Below are 18,167 nucleotides of genomic sequence, written 5' to 3'. Positions count from 1 at the left end.
GAGGCCGCGTCACTTCTGGAGCGTTGCCGAGCCGTATTTCGTAATCGGATTCATACAATACTTCGCCAGCCAAACCGGCCGTCCGCCGCCTTGTCGATGGGTGCGACGCACTCTGCGGCACCGCAGCACGCAGAGGCAAGCCGCAAAAGATGGCTTGCCGCTGCGTGCCGACGGCGCCGCCTTCCGAGTGCGCCCCACCGACAAGGCGGCTTCGCCAGCCGATTCGACCACCTTGGCAGGCCACTTCCGATCGAGAAGCGAGTCGGTTGCACGACCGGATGGATCAGCGGTTGCAAGCCACCGAGTCGACGGGGCACCCATCGTCACGTCGATACGGAGAAAGCCCATGTCGTTTGACCAGCAATCCGCCAGGATCGCCCCGCCTGAGATCGTCGCGTTCATCGAAGCCGTCGTCGGATACAACTGGGACACCGAGCAGGCCGACTACCGGCAGCAGGACCCGGAACGCCGTTCAGGTCACGTCTTCGACGCACTGAGCGCCCTCCTCGGCTGGCTCGAAGCGCCCGGTGAACTCGTCCAATTCCACGAGACCCTGGGAAGCGACCCGGGTCGCCATCGCTACACCGTGGTCCGCTTCTATCGCCGCGGCGAGCACACCTTCCGCGTGCGTGCTCAGCGCGACAGCTACGAGCGGCAGTCGTTCGCCATCGCCGAGGTGCTCACGGCCACTCGTGAATGGTCCACGGTCGTGGACAACGATCCGTCGAACTGGCACAGCGGCACCTCACTGTGGGGTGACAGGGGTACCGGTGTCCACCCCGAGCCCGGCTTCGACACACTGCGGCGCCTCGCCGACACACTGGCCAGTGAGGCGACGCTGATCGTGCCCACCTGACCAGGTCAGCCAGTCGACGCCGAGGCCCAAGCGTCACTCATCTCCGCAGAGGCAGAAGTCCTGATCGGCAGGGAAGTCTGCCGCAGTGGGCCGGTGGTTCTTCCCTGTCCGGTGGGGCGTGCGCACTCTGCGGCACCGCCGGGCCGGGGCAAGCCGCGAACTACACGCGGCTTGCCCCCTTCCCCCGTCGGCACCGCCTTGTCGAGTGCGCCCCACCGAACAGGGGCGACACCACCGGCCCGACCCGGTCACCGGGTCGGGTCGGTCTCACCAGGAGGGACATCCGCTATGACTGATGGCGCCGCAACGATGGCCGAGGTCATCGGCTTCGTGCTGGAGCGGGCCGACGAGAGCGATCTCGATCGGATCATCGACGCCGTGAAGAAGCGTCGCGGACTCTTGCGGGACAAGGCCGCGGCCGACGTGAAGGAAGGCAAGCCGGTCACCCTGTACGGCTTGAAGCCCGCCTACCTCAACGGCCTCACCGGCATCGTCAAGTCGATCGAACCCGGCCGCACCACCAGGGCCGTGGTGAGGTTGGACCGCCAGTCCACCATGGCCCTGGCGTACTCCTCCGACAAGTACGCCTCACTCAGCGGCCGGGACAGCTACGACCTGAAGGGCATCCCGGTCACCTGCTGCCGAGTCGATCCCTCGATCGACTGACCGTTACGGAGGCCCGGTTCGCCCTTCCACATGATGGGAGAACCGGGCCTTTTCGTCCGCACCGGACCGCGCTAACCGCCACAGCACCAGAAGAAGAGTGCCTTCTCCTGCCACACCAGCACATTCCGTAACTCGATCACGGCACCGCCATGTCCACGACACACTGAAATGAGAGCTATCACGATGAGCACGAACGCTGTCGCCGAGCGCGGCACCACCACCGCCGACACCATCGCTGTCGACGACGTCACGGATGTCGTCGAGCCGGTGGACACCACGACCGAGCAGACCTACCCGTACCTCCAGCACCGGGTCGACCCGCGTGAACTGCGTACGGAGGGCAACACCCGCGAGGTCGGCGACATCCGCCTGAAGCGGCCCGAGCTCGTGGCATCCGTCGCCGAGCACGGCCTGAACCCGATGGTCTCGATCGTCAACGTCGCACCCGACCCGGTGGACGGAGTGTTGCGTGTGCTGGTGGGTTTCCACCGCACCGCCGCCGCGGTCGCGGTCAAGGAACTGGAGAACCCCGACCTGCTCATCGACGTCCTGGTCCACGCGCCCGGCACTACCCGGCAGGACGTGCTGGTGGCCCAGGGCATCGAGAACATCCACCGCGAGGGCTACACCCCCGCCGAGGAAGCCGGTCTCTACGAGCAATTGTCCCTGACCGGCCTGGACACCGACGCGATCGCGCAGACCCTGTCCCGCAAGACCGAGCGCGTGCGGGCCGGGCTCGCGGTCGCGACCAACCCGCGCACGCGCGCCGCCAGCGAGGCCCTGCCCGACACCGACCTGCTGGCCATGGCGCAGCTGGCGGAGTTCGACGGCGACGAGCAGGCCCACCAGAAGCTGTTGGAGGTCCTCACCCGCGATCCACGCAACTTCGAGTGGACTCGCGGACAGCTGCGGCGTGAGCGCGAGCAGCGCGCCAAGCTGGTCGAGGAGAGGGCACGGTTCACCGAGCTGGGCTACGCGATCATCGAGACCGGACACGACCTGCCCGAGGACAGCGCGTCCTTGGACGAGCTGTGCGACGGCGAGGACACCACCGCGCTCGACCCGGCCGGGCACGCCGCCTGCCCAGGGCGCGCGGTCGCCATCTGGGTCGACCGCGACCTGAAGGCGGAGGTCACCCACTTCTGCGTGCAGTTCACGGAGCACGGTCACCACACGATCGCCTCGGTGAAGATCGCCGAGACCGAGGCGCGCCTGCGCGCCGGCGGGGTGCCGATCATCGACCCCGAGGCCGACGACGTGGCCGAACTCGACGGCCTGCTCCCCGACGAGCAGGCCGAGCACACGCTCACCGCCGAGGCGCACGCTGGCTGCCCCGGCCACGCCGCCTACATCGACTACGACCACGACCGGCCGGAGCCGGACGTCCACTACGTCTGCACCGACCACACCGCCCACGGACACGTGCTGCGCTTCGCGCGGGCGGCGCGGCCGGAGCCCGACAGCGCCTTCGAGGCCGGCGAGCGCAAGCGCACGAAGGAGAACAACCAGAGTTGGCGTGACGCCAAAGCCGGCCGCCGGGAGTGGCTGACCGGGCACTTCGCCCAGTGGCGCAAGACCAAGGCCAAGGACATCGTGTTGCCGCCGCGGGTGCACCACTGGCTCGGGCTGGCCGAGGTGCTGGCGGGCGACTACCTCAGCGACGCCGCACCCCTGCACCGCTACGCCTGCACCCTGCTCAAGCTGGACGAACCGAAGGACCACCGGCGCGAGCTGCACCCGATCACGGTGCAGCTGCGCAGGAAGTCCACCACCGAGTCCCAGGCCGTGCTGATCCGCCTCGCCCAGGTCGTCGGCGCCTGCGAGCAGCACTGGGACCTCGCCTACACCGACAAGAACGCCGACTCCAGCTGGCGACGCCCCAGCGAGGACACCCGCTTCTACTTCGAGCTGCTCGCCGCACTGGGCTACCCGCTCTCCCACGTCGAGCGGCTGGTCAACAACCCCGAGTTGGACCACGAGAAGTGGCCCCATCTCGCCCCCGCCGACAGCCAGGACGCCCAGGCGGCGTAACCGCTCGTCGCTTCCGCCCGTCAGGCCCGCACCGATCGTCCGGTGCGGGCCTGACGGCGTCCGTAGCACCTCCCGACCGGCCCGAACGGGGGACCCCACCGTGACCAACCTGTCCAACTACGGCCGACGCCACGCCGTACGGCCTGATCGCGCGGAATGGCACCACTCGCGCCCACGGCCGTGAACAGCCGAAACCTCGCGCCACCTACCTGTACATCGATCAGTCAGGAGCACCGTGATGACCATCGAGCACTCTGAACTCCCGCCCGAACTGCGGGCGACAACCGAATCGCTGGCCGCCGTCGTCCACCAGGCGGCGTTGGCTCACGCGCAGTTGCGGCACATCAATGCGGCCCACCTGGTCCGCCGTGTGCTGCCCGACGCCGGCCTCGTGGTGGTGGACGCACACGATTGGCACGTCGACACCGGTGGCGTGGCGCTGCGCGAGGTGCACGACGCCGCCGGTCGCACCCTGTGGCGCGAAGGCCAGGCAGCGCCCACGCCCGCAGCACATCACAGCCGTGCACGCGACACCGTCGGCATGCGTTGGCAGAACTTGGTGACCGAGATCCAACGTGAGCTGACCGCGGCCGTGGACTACCTCGCTCCGTCGGAATGCGGCTGGGAGCAGCACGAGCCGTGGAGCCGCGTCGAGCGTCTCTACGCCGTCCCGCTCCGCACCCCGCTGAACACCACCGGGCAGGGTGGTCGGGCACAGGTCCAGTGAGGCCGTCGGCTGGCGCCGCGCGGAAGCAGCTGTTCGTCGTGCCGTGCAGTAGCACCAAACTCGACATCCCGGCACCGGCGCGATCGCTCTACACCGGGTCGATGTTCCGGTACTGCTTCGCCATCGTCGAAAGGGAAGCAGCCCTTACCACGGCAGCGGGCATTCCCACGAGAGTGGTCATCCTGTCCGCCCGGCACGGGCTTGTCGATCCCGACACCGAGATCGCGCCCTACGAGCAGTCGATGACCACGCCGGGGGCGGTGGCCGCCTGGCGGCTGGCAGACCAGCTCGCGGCCATCACCGACGACCACCACACCGAGATCGTCGCCTTCCTCCCCAAGGCATACGTGGCCCGGCTACGTGAAGCCCTCGACCTGATCCGGCGACACCACACGCACACGCTGCACCTGCGCGACGCCTACCAGGCTGCGCCGGGCATCGGCCATCAGCGCCGGGTTCTCGCCGATCTACGTCGATCGCAGGAAGTCCGTCACCACATCCGGCCGCAGTAGCCGGGCCCTTCACCGCAGCGCCGGAGCATCGCCGCGCACCGGACATCACAATCCCGGGCGCGATCGAAGCAACCGTATTGCCCGCACCGCAACCAACATCGAGTGGAAGAAGCAATCCATGTCGCCTCGATCACTGATCGGTCAACTGGCCTCCGACGGCGTCACCTACACAGCTCGCCCGTGTGCACGAGCGGGCTTTCCCGCGGTCCAGGTGGCCGAGCTGAGCAAGGCCCTGCACCGTCACCACGACGGCGACGTCGACCGCCTCGTTCGGGCACTCCTGCGCCATGACTGGGAGTCGATCAACCCCTGGGCGGCCGGCTACGAACTCGACACCGGCCAACGCGCACCCTTCACGCCCCAGCACATCACGCCCTACCGCGGCATCGGCTACGTCCTCGCCGAGTCGGCGTCGCACCCGATCACCGGCCGCCTGACCGAGCAGCCCGATCCCGCCTACCGATGGCTCTACCTGTTCGACACCGCCGGGTTGCGCGTGCTCTGCAACCGGCACGACCACGAGTGGGAACGGCTGTACCACTTCACCACAGCCGACCTGGCGGACCTCGACCCGGTGCAGCTCACGGCCTTGGAAGCGAGCCTCGAGTGAGCGCTTCGCAGCGTCCGCCCCGGCCCACAGGGAAGACCACCAGGCATCTGTCCTCAAAGGAGGTACGAACCGGCGCCGTGCACGCCGTGCTGATCGGCAATCGGAGCACAGCAGACCGATGGCTACGTTCAACGGTCGCGCCCGTGACCGTCACCTACCAGGAGCGGCATCGTGGTCTACCTGCACGCCACGGTTCCGGACGGGACCGAAAGCAACCTGTCCGCAGTGCACCTGCCCGGCGAGGTGCCCGCCACGACCTTCGCCCGCGCGGTCGCCGAGCATATCTCGGCGACTCTGCGGGTGGAGACACTGCACGTGGACACCGGCTCGGGGATGGAGCTCAGGCTCACCCTGCGCATCGCCGGGCAGTCGGTCGACGCGCTGTTGGCGTGGCGTGCGGGCCGGTTCGAGCTGTTCCTCGCCGGGCGTCGAGACCCACTGCGCCGCTCCGGCCTGGCCCGGCATGCCAACGGCCTGCTCGCAGCGCTAATCGACCGCGGTAGCGCCTCGGAGTTGGCCACACTCGCCGAGCACCAGGCCGCAGAACGCCTCGCCGAGACCATCGTGTTCGGCGGCACGCACGCCGCCTGCGACCGTGCCGGAGTCAACGTCGACGACGTCGGGTACCGGTGCGCCCAGTGCGGCGGCCTCGATGTCGACGCCGCCGTGGGCACCGTGCCGGCGTCGCCGCGCAACCGCTGCGCCCCCTGTCGGGGCGTCCTCGCCGATGCACCGACGCCACCGATCCGCAAGACCCTGCGGCGGCGTACACGACCCGCAGGCGTTCAGGCCGAGCTGCTTCCCCGTCCCGAGTCGCTCACCCGTGTTTCCGGTGGGTTCGATGCCCCGGCGCGGTGGATCGTGCACCGGGCACTGCAACTGGTCGCCAGCGGCCGGTATGTGCGCCGCTGGGGTGAGCAGACCGTCTACATCCACGATCCCGATGAGCCCTGGCGCCCGATCGACGGAGAAGAGGCTCGTGGCTACGCGCTGCTCGCGGCAGCGCATCTGCTCTCCAGCGAAATTGCCTTCCGTGTGCAGACCGACGACGGTCCGCGTGAGGTCTTCCGCATCACGCTCAACCAGGACGGACGGCAGTTGCACCGCCGCTGGTCGGGCTTGCGCTGATCCGACCACTCGCACACCTCAGGGCTGCGCGACATCGGGCTGCTCGCTGATCGAGGTCGGCAGCAGCTCTCGTGACCCGGCCCTGACCAGGAGGTGGGCACGGAGCTGGGCGCGGATCCCGTCCGGTGGGGCGTGCGCACTCTGCGTCCGCGTCGGGCCGGGGGCAAGCCGCGGAAAAGCTGCGGCTTGCCCCCTTTACCCGCCACGAACGCCATTCGAGTGCGCCCCACCGGACGGGGCCCGACGCCTTATACGACAGCGTCGGTTTCGACCGAATAGGAACGAAAGATCCGCCACTGAAGAAGTGGACTCATCGGTCATTCGCACCCGGTCGACCGCTAAGCCACGCTCCGATAATCGCGCAACTATCGAGGATCGGACAATGCCAATAGGAAGATTGTCATGCGCTTGGAGAACTCCAACGGTCTTTTCGTCGACACCAACCGCTGCGCCGGCCGTCGTCGGTCTGCGTCGGAAGGCAGCATCGGACCGCGATCGGACCGTCACCCCACCTCGATCTACGGCCAGTGCCCGCAGTGCCGGCAGGTCCGTCCGGTCGATCCCAAGGGCAGGCTGGTCGGCCACGATGAGCCGTTGCGGCTGGTCGTGCAGCCGCTCGTGGTCGGCGGGGACGCCTGGACCGCCTACGGCGCCCGGTGGCACGCCGCCGAGCTGGCCTGCATCCCGGCCCGGATCGCCGCCGAGTTCGCGTGGCAGCACGAGGACGGCATCTTCATGACGTTCTACGGCGGCAACAGTCACCGGCCGGTCACCGACGCCATGCCAGGCTGGGCCCGCCAATGGTTGTCGGTCCATCTGCGGTTCGTTGAACAGTGGACGCGCGAGCGCGACGTCATCGACCTGATTCCGGCATCAGAGGCATACCGGCTGCCGATGTTCTCCTCGCTGGCGGTGTAGCGCATGTCCACATCACATACGCCCGCCGACCGCAACCCGGTGGCCGACGCCCCCTCCCGCTCCCTCCGGCCGTTCGAACACGGAGATACCGGTGAAGTGGACCCTGGGCAGGGCGACCGGTGCGAGGCCGGCGACGTCACCGCTGATGCTGTTGGTTTTGATCCCGACACTGTCGAGGGCGCGGCGGTCATGCGCCTGCTGCGCCGGTACAAGGACCTCGAGCACGACGACCCGGAACGCAGCGTGTCCGGAGGCGATGCCGTCGAGCTGCTGGACGAGTGGTTCCACTCGCTGGGCGTCGACCTCGACAACGATCCGCTGACCACCGCGCAGAAGCTGCGGCTGGCCGTGCGCCGCCGTCCCGGCGGCTCCCTGACCGCCCGCGGCGCCTACAGCGTCCGGATCGGCACCGAGCACCCCGAACCCGACCACCTGGTTCACGCGGCCCTGCACGCTCTGGCCGAGCGGTTGGGACCGGACACCGGGATAGACCTGTCGAACTGCGACGGCGGCCTGCTCGCCCGGTACGAGCACGCCGCAGCACCGCAAGCACCTGCTACGCCGGGACCGGACCTGCTGGAGATCCTCCAGACGTTGGTGGCCACCACCCACGGCTACGACGCCGATCGGGTGCGCCTGGACCCGGACGACTTTGAGTGGGCTGAACTCAACGGCTATCCGTTGATCATCATCCGTCGTGCCGACGGCGGCGTCATCCTGACCAAGTTCCACACCCCGCAGTGCGCTTTCGTCACCAGCGCCGGCGTCGCCGAGTGCGACTGCGACTGACCCGCCGCACCAGGCCGGTCGCCTCCCGCTGAGGCAACACCCGTCAGCGCCGCTGTCCGCCCCGTGTCGGTGGGCCCGCGCAGCCTGCCGCAGCGGCGGCAAGGGGGCAAGCCGCAAACAGCACGGCTTGCCCCCTTCTGCCGCCGCCACGGCCAACCGGCCGCGCCCCACCGACACCAGGGGCGGACATCACCGCCATCACACCAGGCGACGGCGACCGACCACGCCACCGCCGCCGATCAACCGAGTGCAAGGGCCACACCGCCGTGCGCGCGTGGCCCTTCGGAATGGAGTTCCCGTGTCCCTGACCACCACCGTGCGCAACGCCACCTTCGAGCACATGCTGGACATGCTGCGCACGCAGAACGCCGCCAAGGTCGATGTGGTGGCACCGGCCACCGCGTTGCGGGCACGCAACGGTGCGATCCAGTTGTCCGGGGTCGAGCCGGTCGTCGACGACCACGGCGTCACCCTGGTCGACGGCCTGTACGTGCCCACCGCCGCCGCGGACACCACGATCGCGGCGAAGCTGGGCATCAACCAGAAGTACCTGCGCTTCATGCGCACCGAGCGGCCCGACCTGTTCGACGCCAACGTCAACGGGCTGCTGCACGGCAAGTCCAAGCGCACCGCCGAAGGCAAGACGAGCGTGATCTACCCGGCCGACTCCCGGTCGTTTCTGTTGCGGCTGTTCCGCGGGCAGGACGGCGAGCCGGGAGTGCTGCGGGCGATGCTGTCGGACCGGTTCGGCATGGTCGACAACCTCGACCTGCTCACCGCGGTGCTCGACGGCATCCGCCAGGCCGACGTGCAGGTCGAGATCCGCTCCTGCGACCTGACCGACTCCTCCATGCACTGCAAGGTCTACTCGCCCGCCGTCGAGCGGTTGGCGCCGACCCTGCTGGCCGGCTACCGCAACCCGTTCGCCGACCCGACCCTGGAAGCCGACCGGCAGCGCGTCACCACCGACCTCGACACCGGCCGCCGCCTCGCCGCCGCCGAGGGCCTGGGCTACGAGCCGGGCTCGGAGCCGGTGGTCTTCGCCGGGTTCCGCTTCTCCAACTCCGAGATCGGTTCCGGCTCGGTGACCCTCAAGCCGGAGCTGTTCGTGCGGATCTGCCGCAACGGCCTGACGCTGCCGGCCTTGGCGTTCCGCAAGGTCCACCTCGGGCAGAAGATGGAGGGCGGCACGATCAGTTGGTCGCAGGACACCGTCAAGAAGCAGCTCGACGTCATCTCCGCGCAGGCCCGTGACCACGTCCGTGAGTGGCTCTCGCCGCGGTTCCTGGCCGAGCAGGTCGCGAAGCTGGAGGAGCAGGCCGGGGCGCCGGTCACCGAGCCGCACACCACCGTGCAGGTGCTCAAGCGCGAACTCGGGTTCACCGAGACCGAACGCGAGGGCGTGCTGCGCCACTTCATCGCCGGGGGCCAGACCACCGCGGCGGGCCTGGCCAACGCCATCACCAGCTACAGCCAGACCGTGGCCGACCCCAGCCGCGCCGACGCGCTGGACGACCTCGCCCTGCGCGCGATGGCCCTGGCCAGGTAGGAGGCAACAAGCCCTCGACGTCTACGCGCACGGCACGGGCCCACCCGGTAGCGACGGGGTGGGCCCGTGGTGTCGGTGAAAAGAGCCCGTCACCCAGGCCCGCACCCACAGGTGCGGCCGACCGCAGCGACCAGCAGTCGGTATGCCGCTCAGGGAACCGAGCGAGGACACCCGGGCGGCCACCGTCACCGAACAGCGTGCGCCCTGCCACAAGGCGACCCGGGGCCGGTATCGCCCGCTCACCGGGTCGGCGGCGCAGCAGACCTCGATTCGGCCACGCCACGGCCAGCCGCGCACCCACCTCTCGGACAACCCGTGAAGTTCTCCACAGCAGGGAAGACCATGCAGACCGCTCACATCCGCTCTCTCATGCCGATCGCCGGCGGCTCCCACGACGTGGTGATCACCGCCGCCCTCGGAGCCGACCGCCACCTCCGCCCTGCACTGTCGGGTCGTCGCCGGGTCACACCGGAGCGGCGGGACCGGGTCAAGGCGGCCATCCGCAACTCCGACCTCCCCTACCCGGTCACGCCGGTGAGCATCGACAGTGATCGGTTCGTCGGGAGCGAGCACCCGATGCACGATCTCGCCGTCGCCGTCGCGGTGCTGACCGCGGCCGGTGACATGCCGCCGCTCCAGGACACGATCGTGCTGGGCGGCGTGACCCTGGACGGCAGCGTGCGTTCGACACCCGACCTCTGGGAGTGCCTGCGCTCGCTTCGGGGACGCACCGACGTCCACCGGGTGATCGTGCCCGACACGGACCCGCTGCCCGCGCTCGACGGTGTCCAAGTGCTCGGCGCGGCCACACTGTCCGACGTGGTGGCCTACGCCCACGGCCGCCGCGACGCGCTCACCCCGGCTCCCACCGCCCACTCGTCGCCCGAACGCACGATCCCAACCATCCTCGACGACGTGGTGCTCTCGCCCTGGGTGGCGCGCGGGCTGGCAACGGCAGTCGCAGGCGGACACCACGTCCTGCTCACCGGACCCGACGACGCCGACCGGACCCTGTTCGCACGCATGCTCGCCGCCCTGCTGCCCGCACTGACCGACGAACAGGCACGCACCCTGGCCGAGAACCGACGCCACGACGCCCACGCAGACGGCGTGCCGATCGATCACAACCCGCCCTACCAGGCGCCTGGCCGCGTCGCGTCGTGGTCGGCATTGGCGGGCACCTCCCGTCGGCCCGGAGCGGCACTGCTGGCCACCCACGGCGTGCTGCACCTGACCGACGCCGCACGACGCTCACCCACCCAGTGGGCGGTGATCCGACAGATCATCGACAAACGCGCGGTGTTCCTGGACGTCGACGGCACGCCCACCCGCTTCACCGCCGACCCGCTGCTCGTCCTGTCCTGTGTGGACCTGGCCTCGGAGATGCGGCAGGTGCCGCCGTTCATCTACGACCGAGTCTCCGTCCGGCTGCACGTCACCCACGCCGACCATGAACACCGGCCCGATCCCGACCGGCCCGAGCAGGCCGCGGCGACGCTGCCGGCGCTGGCCAACAGCGTCGCCGCCGCGCGGCTGCGCGCCGCCCGCCGGTGGTCGGCCGCCGGCGTGTCCACCAACTCCGAAATTCCCGAGGACGCCCTGGCCATGAGCAGCGTCTTCCCCCGCGCGTCGTGGGAGCTGCTCGACCGCCACCACAGGGCCGGGCTGCTCAGCCGACGCGGCGTCGCCGAGGTCCGGCGCGTCGCCTGGTCGCTGGCCGACCTCGACGCCTGCGATCACCCCGAAAGCCGGCACGTCGAGCAGGCCATCGCACTACGCCTGCAAAGCCTTTCCCTCACCACCACGTGAACGGGCCCGCGGACCGCCACAACGCACGGCGCACGCCCGCTCATCCGGACACCACCCACTCACAGAGGAACACCGCCATGACCACCGAACCCGACATCGAACCCGTCGCCGACGCCCCGCTGCCGCTACTGCACCGCCGCACCCTGGTCCAGGACACCTCCCAGCAAGCGCCGTGGACGAGCATCGACGAGGTGCTGCGTGTCCTGCGCGACGCCACCCCTCCCACCACCAAGCGCAACACCGACTCCTGGGAGGCCGGTCGGGCACGCACCATCGGCATGATCGGCTCGGCCACCGACCTGCGCCTGTCACCGTCACGACAGCTGCTGTCGTTCACCGCGCGCTCCACCCCCGCCACCCGCCACGGCCGCCGCCACGTCGTCCACGTCGCCACCGCCACCCACGTGCCCACGCTCGCCGACCTCGCCTACGGCCAGGCCGACGCCACCCACGCCGGCCTGGACCTGTCCGCCGAGGCGTTCGCCGACTACGTCGAAACCCTGGAGCATCTGCCCAACACCACCGGCGCCCCGATCAACTGGGGGCGCCCGCCGAAGGAGGTCCTGGAGCAGGTCGCCTCCTGGCGTGACCCGCTGCGTGTCGGGTACGACCCCGCCGAACCGGATCTGGCCGCCGGAGCGCGGGCGCTGCACACCGCGGCGATGCTGCACGCGCTGGCCGCCGCACCGGCCCGCGACGCCGCCTGCCACAGCGTCGTCACCCTCCTGCGCGGCGTCCTGGACGGACCGCTGCCCTGGGTACACGGCCGCAAGCCCGAACCGTTCCTGCACCCGATCAGCGCAGCGCTCGACGAACTCAACGGCGGTCGCAAGACCGGCCGCGCCGATCAGCGCCCCACCGAAACCCGCGTCGAGGACGGCCTCACCACGGCGGTCATCGTCGAAGCGACGCTGACCGCCCTGGGCGGACGGCCCCGCCAAGCCGTCGACGCCCTGCGCCACCGCGCCGAGCAGCTCGACGCCCTCGACGACTGGTACATCCCCGCCGACCGCGCCCGGACGCTGCGTGACTTGGCGTTGCTGCTGGCCGAGCTGTTCTCCCCCGCTCCGACAGAACTGCAACTACTGCGCCGAGTCCGACCTGGCGACGTCATCGCCTTCCTGGCGCAGCCCGCCTGGGGGCGGGAGCTGCGGGTCGTGCAGGTGACCGGCCCGGTGCAGTACCTGGCGCTGGGCACCGTCGGCGGCACCGAACACATCGCCCTCCCCGTCAACGACGTCACCACCCCGCCCGCACGCGGCAGCGGACTGCTCGTCATCGACCCAGCCGACCGCACCTCGCCGATCGAACTGAAGATCATCGACGGTCCGCACTACCCGTTCCTGAAGGCAGGACACGTCGCCACCGACCACTGGGCGATCCTGCCCTCCAGCTTCGCCGGTGCCGACCACGAGGTCATCACCACCGCAATGCTGGCCTCGTCGCACCGCGCCGTGCACGCATTCGACGAGGCCGTTCGTCCCTGACCGCCACAGCCACGATTCGAGGCCGTAGGCACTCCCCTCCATTCGCGACGTCGATGAATCGCGCTGATGGCAGCACAGCGGGCGAGGGCTTCACGTCAAGCGCTCCATGCCCGTTCATCCGGGCGAGACCGGCCTCGCTGCGCTCGGTCGCTACGCGATCCCGCCCGGATGAACGAGCACTGCGCGCATGACGTCCTTCGGACCCTCACCCGCTGTGCCCGCCCGGCCGCGATCCACCGACGTCCCACCGGAGGCACAGATGAGCCAGATCCGCGTTTTCCTGGACTACCCCGGCGTCACCGCCGAACTGCTCAACGACAACGGCGACGGCACTGCCCTGGTGCGCCTCATCGACGTCGGGGACTGGCACTGGGAAGGACCGAGTTCCGGTGACGAGCACATCGTCGAGCTCTCCCGGTGGCCCGAGCAGAAGTCCTGACCACCCCAGCGTGCCAAAGACGGCGACGGCGAGCCGAGCCATGGCCGGGTGACTCGGCCCGCCAAGCCGATCGCAATCCCAACCAGCAAAAGGAAGAGCCGATGCAGCCACCACGCACCTCATCCGCAATCGCGCCACCTCAAACCGAAGTAGGTCGATGGGTGAACTACCACGGATCACTCGACGACCACTGGGGGCGCTACCGAATCGCCTCCGCCGACGACACCCCCGACGGTCTCCGCTACGAGCTCGTCGACGAGCACGACTACATCGCCCTCAACCACGTACGCCGCGAGTCCTTCACCCTCGTCCCAGACGACCCGCCACACCACGTGCACAACCTGCACGACCGCCTCGCGGCCGTCCGGCGCGCGGCCCACCTCAAATACGGCGACGTACTACCCGATCTGTTGGTCAGCTCTCTGCGCAGGCTGCCCGACGTGGTCGCGGCGAACCGGCACGCCGAGGCCGAGCACTACCTGCTGTCGTTGGAAGCCACCGTCGGCTGCATCACCTCCGAGCAGTTCCAGCAGCGCGCCCAGGCGGTCGTCGTCACGGTCGGCGACGACTCGTGGACGCCGTGGCCGCCAGTGCAGACGGCAATTCCCTCCTCTGTCGACGAGGTCCCGGTCGGTGCCGGATGACCACGTCCGATCGCCGCAGCGGAAATCCGTCTCCGAGCGTCGACGCCGTGGTCTACGACCCGGTGGGCACGTTCGGTCAGGTGTTCGCCGGCCCGATGCTCGCCGAGCACCTGGGCGCGCAACTGACCTGCATCGAAGTCAACGTGCTCGCCGGAGTGCTGGAGTTCTCACTGCACGACCGCGCTGCGGCCACGCGCTGGCTCACCGCGCACGGCGAACACTGCGCTGAACCCGCGCTCCACTGACCGCCAGGGCTTCCGACTCCAGCCACGGCTCGCTCCATCTCGATAATTTCCTGAGGTAACCGCCTTGAGCTCCCATGATTCCGAAGCCGACGTTCGCGATACCGAGCCGTTCCGACCCGACGGGGACGGCGGACACGTCACCGACTCGGCGGACTCCGAGACCAGCCTCGCAGATCTTGTCGCCCTCATCAGGCGCTTGGCCGACGCCCGCGACACGTGGGAGACCGCCCGCTACAGCGGCAGGCACGTCGCAGGGGCCGCCGCTTCCCGGGAGATGGCCTCAGCCATCGACGAGGCCCTCGCCGCGTTGACCGCGCGACTGGTCGACGGCGCGGCCGTGCGGCTCACCGTTCCGGAGGTGGAGGCCGACACGTTGCTCACCCACGCGGTGCCGTCACTGGCCGCCCTGTGCCGGGTGCACAACGAGCAGGACTGGTTCACCCCGCACCAGACGATCCTGTCCATCCTTGGCGGCATCGACTTCGCGGTCGAACTCGTGCAGCGCACACGGACGCGTGCAACGAACCCCGCCAGCTCCCGCACCTTTCGCTCGTTGGAGCTGAGGATCGTCGCGCTCCACACGAACCGCCCACCCACGCAGTAAGGCAACAGGCGTGAACAGCCGGTGCGGCAAGCCCGGCACCTGACGCACGCCCCGCGGCAGCGAAGCCACCGGCGACCGTCGCGGTGGCGGGGCACGCCCACGCTGCGTCGGCACCGGACCGGGGGCAAGCCCACGGGACAGGACACCCGCAGGCTTGCCCCCGCATGTCCGGCGCCGACGCCTACGCGAGTGCGCCCCGCCACCACGCGACAGACACCAGCGGCTCACCGAAGCCAATCACCAGCCGGGCAGTCACAGCCATCAACCGTGAAAGACAACCACAACCCATGCGATCGCACCGCTACCAGGTCGGCCTAATCGTGGTCGCCGCCACCAGAGACCAGGTCACCAGCACCATCCACGACACCAAGGCCGCAGACCACCACAGCCGCATCAGCAGTATGCGGTCGAACAACACGCTGCCGGAGTTCCTGCGACGCCGCGCCGAGTTCGCCATCCCCGCCGGGGTTCCCGTCGTCCGCTTCGACACCACCGATGAGGCGGTGTCCTTCGCGTTCCGCACCCAGGGCCCGTCACACCTGGAGTACCTCCCCGCAGGCGTCATACAGGGACCCGACGGCACCCAGGTGCTCTACGACGGCAGGGCGTGGCACGAGCTGGCTGGCTTCCACGTCGGCGACGACGTCTATGCCCTGCTCACCGAACAGGCCGGTATGCGCGTCGAGCGCATAGCCCAGCACGACTGACCACCGGCCCGGACCTGCCGCCGTCCGGTTCCGCTCACGGCCACCCGATCGCGGACGTCCCTCGACGCCCGCACCCCTCCGATCACATCCACCAGGGAGCACGATCATGACGTCCGACTCGACGCCCGACCCGACCACGTCCGCCTACGCACTGGACCTGAGCACCCCGGCCAAGCTGAGCGAGCCCGGCGAGCTGATCGCCGCCTCGCCGCACTTGATCGGCTACTACCCGAGTGACGCACTGCTGATCAACATCATCGTCGACGACCTGATCGAGCTGACGATGTGTGCCGAGCTGCCCGACGACAGCCTCTCCGACAGCCTGGTCGACCAGATCGCCACAGTCGTGGCGCGCCACCCCGGTGCCGCGGTCATCGGTGTGGTCGTCGGCGGCGGCGAACCCGAAGGTCTCTTGCTGCCGCGCACCGCTCTGGTCACCCGGCTGCGACGCACGATCACCGAGTACGACACGTCACTGCACATGTTCTGGACCACAGCGGTCACCGCCGGAGCCCAGTGGCGCGACTACGACAACCCGTTCCACACCGGCGCCCTCCCGGACCCGAAGACCTCCCTGCTCGCGGTGAAGGCCGCGGCGCAGGGCCTGCACGTGTTCGACAGCCGAGACGACCGCCTCGCCGTGGTGCGGCCCGACCCCCAGAACGCTCTGGCCCGTCGGGCGAACATGATCGACCTGCTGCCGGATCAGGACCGTTGGCGATCGGCGCGCGACTCCTACCGTCTGGTGATGCACCAGGTGAGGCGGACCGGCGAACGGTCGGAGGCCCTCTCCGACCAGGACGTCGCCGTCCTGGCGGTGGCCTTGTCCGACCCCATGGTGCGCGACGCGTGCATCGCCACCGCGGCGGGAGAACACGCCCACGCCGCCGAACAGCTGTGGACCGAACTCACCCGAGCGTGCCCGACCCCGGAGTGCGCGGAGCCGGCCGTGTTGCTGGCCCTGTCCGCCTACCTGCGCGGCGACGGCGGGCTCGCCGCCTTGGCGCTCGACCGTGCCGAGACCGCCGTCCCCGGCCACCGACTCGCCGCGCTGCTGGGCACCGCCCTGGACAACCAGATCCCCCCGGACAGCCTGCGCCCCATCGTGGACCACGCGGCCGAGACCGCCGAGCAGCTGGTCATGGCCAACTTCGTCTAACCCGACCGGCCGCGTTCCCCGCATCCGCGACAGCGCACCACCGGACCCATCCTCGCCTCGCACCCGGCTGCCTCGCCCAGGGGTACACCACCGTTGCCACGGAACAGCTCAGGAACGAGACCGCGCTCCAGCCAGTCGAGCAGCCATGAACCACTCAGCCGAGATCCTCGGGGACGGCACAGCCGGCTGACCGCTGCTGCCGGTCACGCAGTTCATCCGCGGCGAGGCCCGCGACATCACCGGCACCCGACATCCAACAGGAAGGGCAGGACTGCCTTGAGCATCGTGAGCACAGCACGATCTCCGGGAACTCATACGAGCGTCTCACCGCGACTGATGCGCGTCGCGCTCGACGCCGCTCGCGACGGTCACCACGTGATCCCGCTGTGGCCGCGCAGCAAAATCCCCAAGGACAAGAGGTGGGAGTCCGCCGCCACCCGCGACCCCGAGCGGATACGCGACATCTGGAGATCGCTGCCCTACAACGTGGGCATCGCCTGTCGCCCCAGCGGCCTGTACGTGCTCGACCTGGACGACGCCCACGGACACGAACCACCACCCGAGTGGGCAGGAGCCAAGCACGGTCGCGACGTCCTGGCGCGCGTGGCCGACGCCGCAGGCCAGCCCTACCCGGCTCACACCTTTACCGTCCGGACCCCGTCCGGCGGGCTGCACCTGTACTTCCGGGCACCCGCCGAACCGGAGCTGCGTAACACGATCGGACGTCTCGGCTGGCGAGTCGACACCCGCGGTGCGGGCGGCTACATCGTGGCCGCCGGATCCGTCAGCACCACCGGCATCTACAAGCCGATGAACCGCGCACCGATCGCGGCACTGCCACCGTGGCTGATTCCCCTGCTGTTGCCGCCCGAGCCACCGAAGCCGCTGCGCTCGACGAGCAGGAGACCACGCCACCCCGACGCCTACCTCGACGCCGTCGTCAACGGTGAAGCCGACAAGGTACGCACAGCACCTCCCGGGCAGCGACACCACACCCTGCTGCGCGCGGCCGGCCGACTCGGTCGGTGGGTGGGCGGTGGCGAGCTCGATGAGCACGAAGCCCGCGCCGTGCTGCACGCCGCCGCCGCCGAGCACGACGGAGTCGAAGGCTGGAGCGTTCGGGAGGCCGAGACGACCATCAGCGACGGGCTCGCCTGGGGCAGAGCCCGACCACGCAGCTTGGCCGATCTCCGCTGACCTGCCGACCATCTCTTGGCAGGTAAAGGGCTTCTCTATGGTCTGCAACCCGACTTCGCGTCCGAGGAGTCGCACACGCGCGTCGGGGGT

General features: G+C 69.6%; 19 protein-coding genes. All 19 read left to right on the top strand.

Annotated features, from left to right (window positions below):
- Positions 1-346: 346 nt before the first annotated feature.
- The 19 genes from ACR807_RS15310 (at position 347) to ACR807_RS15220 (ending at position 18,077) form a co-directional block, all read left to right on the top strand.
- Positions 347-856, top strand: a complete 510-nt coding sequence (locus ACR807_RS15310; RefSeq protein ID WP_438921975.1) for a hypothetical protein — start codon at positions 347-349, stop codon at positions 854-856.
- A gap of 288 nt (positions 857-1,144) precedes the next feature.
- Positions 1,145-1,522, top strand: a complete 378-nt coding sequence (locus ACR807_RS15305; RefSeq protein ID WP_438921974.1) for a hypothetical protein — start codon at positions 1,145-1,147, stop codon at positions 1,520-1,522.
- 183 nt (positions 1,523-1,705) lie between these two features.
- Entirely contained in the window at positions 1,706-3,553 is a 1,848-nt protein-coding gene (locus ACR807_RS15300) for a ParB/RepB/Spo0J family partition protein (protein ID WP_438921973.1), read from the top strand.
- A 238-nt stretch (positions 3,554-3,791) separates the two neighbouring features.
- Complete coding sequence (locus tag ACR807_RS15295; protein WP_438921972.1) at positions 3,792-4,280, top strand: hypothetical protein; 489 nt, start codon at positions 3,792-3,794, stop codon at positions 4,278-4,280.
- Positions 4,169-4,792, top strand: a complete 624-nt coding sequence (locus tag ACR807_RS15290) for a DUF6884 domain-containing protein (protein ID WP_438921971.1) — start codon at positions 4,169-4,171, stop codon at positions 4,790-4,792. The genes ACR807_RS15295 and ACR807_RS15290 overlap by 112 nt, the downstream gene beginning before the upstream one ends.
- A gap of 118 nt (positions 4,793-4,910) precedes the next feature.
- On the top strand, positions 4,911-5,402 hold the full coding sequence (locus ACR807_RS15285; RefSeq protein ID WP_438921970.1) for a hypothetical protein: 492 nt from the start codon (positions 4,911-4,913) through the stop codon (positions 5,400-5,402).
- A gap of 171 nt (positions 5,403-5,573) precedes the next feature.
- On the top strand, positions 5,574-6,530 hold the full coding sequence (locus tag ACR807_RS15280) for a hypothetical protein (protein WP_438921969.1): 957 nt from the start codon (positions 5,574-5,576) through the stop codon (positions 6,528-6,530).
- A gap of 402 nt (positions 6,531-6,932) precedes the next feature.
- Complete coding sequence (locus ACR807_RS15275; RefSeq protein ID WP_438921968.1) at positions 6,933-7,448, top strand: hypothetical protein; 516 nt, start codon at positions 6,933-6,935, stop codon at positions 7,446-7,448.
- Positions 7,449-7,451: 3 nt separating this feature from the next.
- Entirely contained in the window at positions 7,452-8,237 is a 786-nt protein-coding gene (locus ACR807_RS15270; RefSeq protein ID WP_438921967.1) for a hypothetical protein, read from the top strand.
- A gap of 298 nt (positions 8,238-8,535) precedes the next feature.
- Complete coding sequence (locus tag ACR807_RS15265; RefSeq protein WP_438921966.1) at positions 8,536-9,786, top strand: hypothetical protein; 1,251 nt, start codon at positions 8,536-8,538, stop codon at positions 9,784-9,786.
- Positions 9,787-9,852: 66 nt separating this feature from the next.
- Positions 9,853-11,595 carry an ATP-binding protein gene (locus tag ACR807_RS15260; protein ID WP_438921965.1) on the top strand — a complete coding sequence of 581 codons (1,743 nt, stop codon included), beginning with the start codon at positions 9,853-9,855 and terminating at the stop codon, positions 11,593-11,595.
- A gap of 77 nt (positions 11,596-11,672) precedes the next feature.
- Positions 11,673-13,082, top strand: a complete 1,410-nt coding sequence (locus tag ACR807_RS15255) for a hypothetical protein (protein WP_438921964.1) — start codon at positions 11,673-11,675, stop codon at positions 13,080-13,082.
- Between the two features lie 259 nt (positions 13,083-13,341).
- A complete protein-coding gene (locus ACR807_RS15250) occupies positions 13,342-13,521 on the top strand; it encodes a hypothetical protein (protein ID WP_438921963.1) in 180 nt (59 codons plus the stop codon).
- Between the two features lie 161 nt (positions 13,522-13,682).
- Positions 13,683-14,165 carry a hypothetical protein gene (locus ACR807_RS15245; protein WP_438921962.1) on the top strand — a complete coding sequence of 161 codons (483 nt, stop codon included), beginning with the start codon at positions 13,683-13,685 and terminating at the stop codon, positions 14,163-14,165.
- Positions 14,162-14,410 carry a hypothetical protein gene (locus ACR807_RS15240; RefSeq protein WP_438921961.1) on the top strand — a complete coding sequence of 83 codons (249 nt, stop codon included), beginning with the start codon at positions 14,162-14,164 and terminating at the stop codon, positions 14,408-14,410. Before ACR807_RS15245 ends, ACR807_RS15240 begins: the two co-directional genes overlap by 4 nt.
- A 196-nt stretch (positions 14,411-14,606) precedes the next feature.
- Entirely contained in the window at positions 14,607-15,014 is a 408-nt protein-coding gene (locus tag ACR807_RS15235) for a hypothetical protein (RefSeq protein WP_438921960.1), read from the top strand.
- A 287-nt stretch (positions 15,015-15,301) separates the two neighbouring features.
- Positions 15,302-15,721 carry a hypothetical protein gene (locus ACR807_RS15230; protein ID WP_438921959.1) on the top strand — a complete coding sequence of 140 codons (420 nt, stop codon included), beginning with the start codon at positions 15,302-15,304 and terminating at the stop codon, positions 15,719-15,721.
- Between the two features lie 106 nt (positions 15,722-15,827).
- On the top strand, positions 15,828-16,880 hold the full coding sequence (locus ACR807_RS15225) for a DUF4192 domain-containing protein (protein ID WP_438921958.1): 1,053 nt from the start codon (positions 15,828-15,830) through the stop codon (positions 16,878-16,880).
- Positions 16,881-17,216: 336 nt separating this feature from the next.
- Complete coding sequence (locus tag ACR807_RS15220; protein ID WP_438921957.1) at positions 17,217-18,077, top strand: bifunctional DNA primase/polymerase; 861 nt, start codon at positions 17,217-17,219, stop codon at positions 18,075-18,077.
- Positions 18,078-18,167 lie beyond the last annotated feature (90 nt).

It is taken from the genome of Saccharothrix sabaoui (genome assembly GCF_051756985.1).
In the GTDB taxonomy this organism is placed as follows: Bacteria; Actinomycetota; Actinomycetes; order Mycobacteriales; family Pseudonocardiaceae; genus Actinosynnema.
This window is presented reverse-complemented; position numbering and strand designations above follow the sequence as displayed.

What these genes read in the sequence shown, in the direction of transcription:
- ACR807_RS15300 (WP_438921973.1), top strand. Translation starts at nt 1,706, where the DNA reads ATGAGCACGAACGCTGTCGCCGAGCGCGGCACCACCACCGCCGACACC.
- ACR807_RS15305 (WP_438921974.1), top strand. Translation starts at nt 1,145, where the DNA reads ATGACTGATGGCGCCGCAACGATGGCCGAGGTCATCGGCTTCGTGCTG.
- ACR807_RS15250 (WP_438921963.1), top strand. Translation starts at nt 13,342, where the DNA reads ATGAGCCAGATCCGCGTTTTCCTGGACTACCCCGGCGTCACCGCCGAA.
- ACR807_RS15290 (WP_438921971.1), top strand. Translation starts at nt 4,169, where the DNA reads ATGCGGCTGGGAGCAGCACGAGCCGTGGAGCCGCGTCGAGCGTCTCTA.
- ACR807_RS15285 (WP_438921970.1), top strand. Translation starts at nt 4,911, where the DNA reads ATGTCGCCTCGATCACTGATCGGTCAACTGGCCTCCGACGGCGTCACC.
- ACR807_RS15275 (WP_438921968.1), top strand. Translation starts at nt 6,933, where the DNA reads ATGCGCTTGGAGAACTCCAACGGTCTTTTCGTCGACACCAACCGCTGC.
- ACR807_RS15295 (WP_438921972.1), top strand. Translation starts at nt 3,792, where the DNA reads ATGACCATCGAGCACTCTGAACTCCCGCCCGAACTGCGGGCGACAACC.
- ACR807_RS15240 (WP_438921961.1), top strand. Translation starts at nt 14,162, where the DNA reads ATGACCACGTCCGATCGCCGCAGCGGAAATCCGTCTCCGAGCGTCGAC.
- ACR807_RS15310 (WP_438921975.1), top strand. Translation starts at nt 347, where the DNA reads ATGTCGTTTGACCAGCAATCCGCCAGGATCGCCCCGCCTGAGATCGTC.
- ACR807_RS15225 (WP_438921958.1), top strand. Translation starts at nt 15,828, where the DNA reads ATGACGTCCGACTCGACGCCCGACCCGACCACGTCCGCCTACGCACTG.
- ACR807_RS15270 (WP_438921967.1), top strand. Translation starts at nt 7,452, where the DNA reads ATGTCCACATCACATACGCCCGCCGACCGCAACCCGGTGGCCGACGCC.
- ACR807_RS15220 (WP_438921957.1), top strand. Translation starts at nt 17,217, where the DNA reads ATGCGCGTCGCGCTCGACGCCGCTCGCGACGGTCACCACGTGATCCCG.
- ACR807_RS15230 (WP_438921959.1), top strand. Translation starts at nt 15,302, where the DNA reads ATGCGATCGCACCGCTACCAGGTCGGCCTAATCGTGGTCGCCGCCACC.
- ACR807_RS15255 (WP_438921964.1), top strand. Translation starts at nt 11,673, where the DNA reads ATGACCACCGAACCCGACATCGAACCCGTCGCCGACGCCCCGCTGCCG.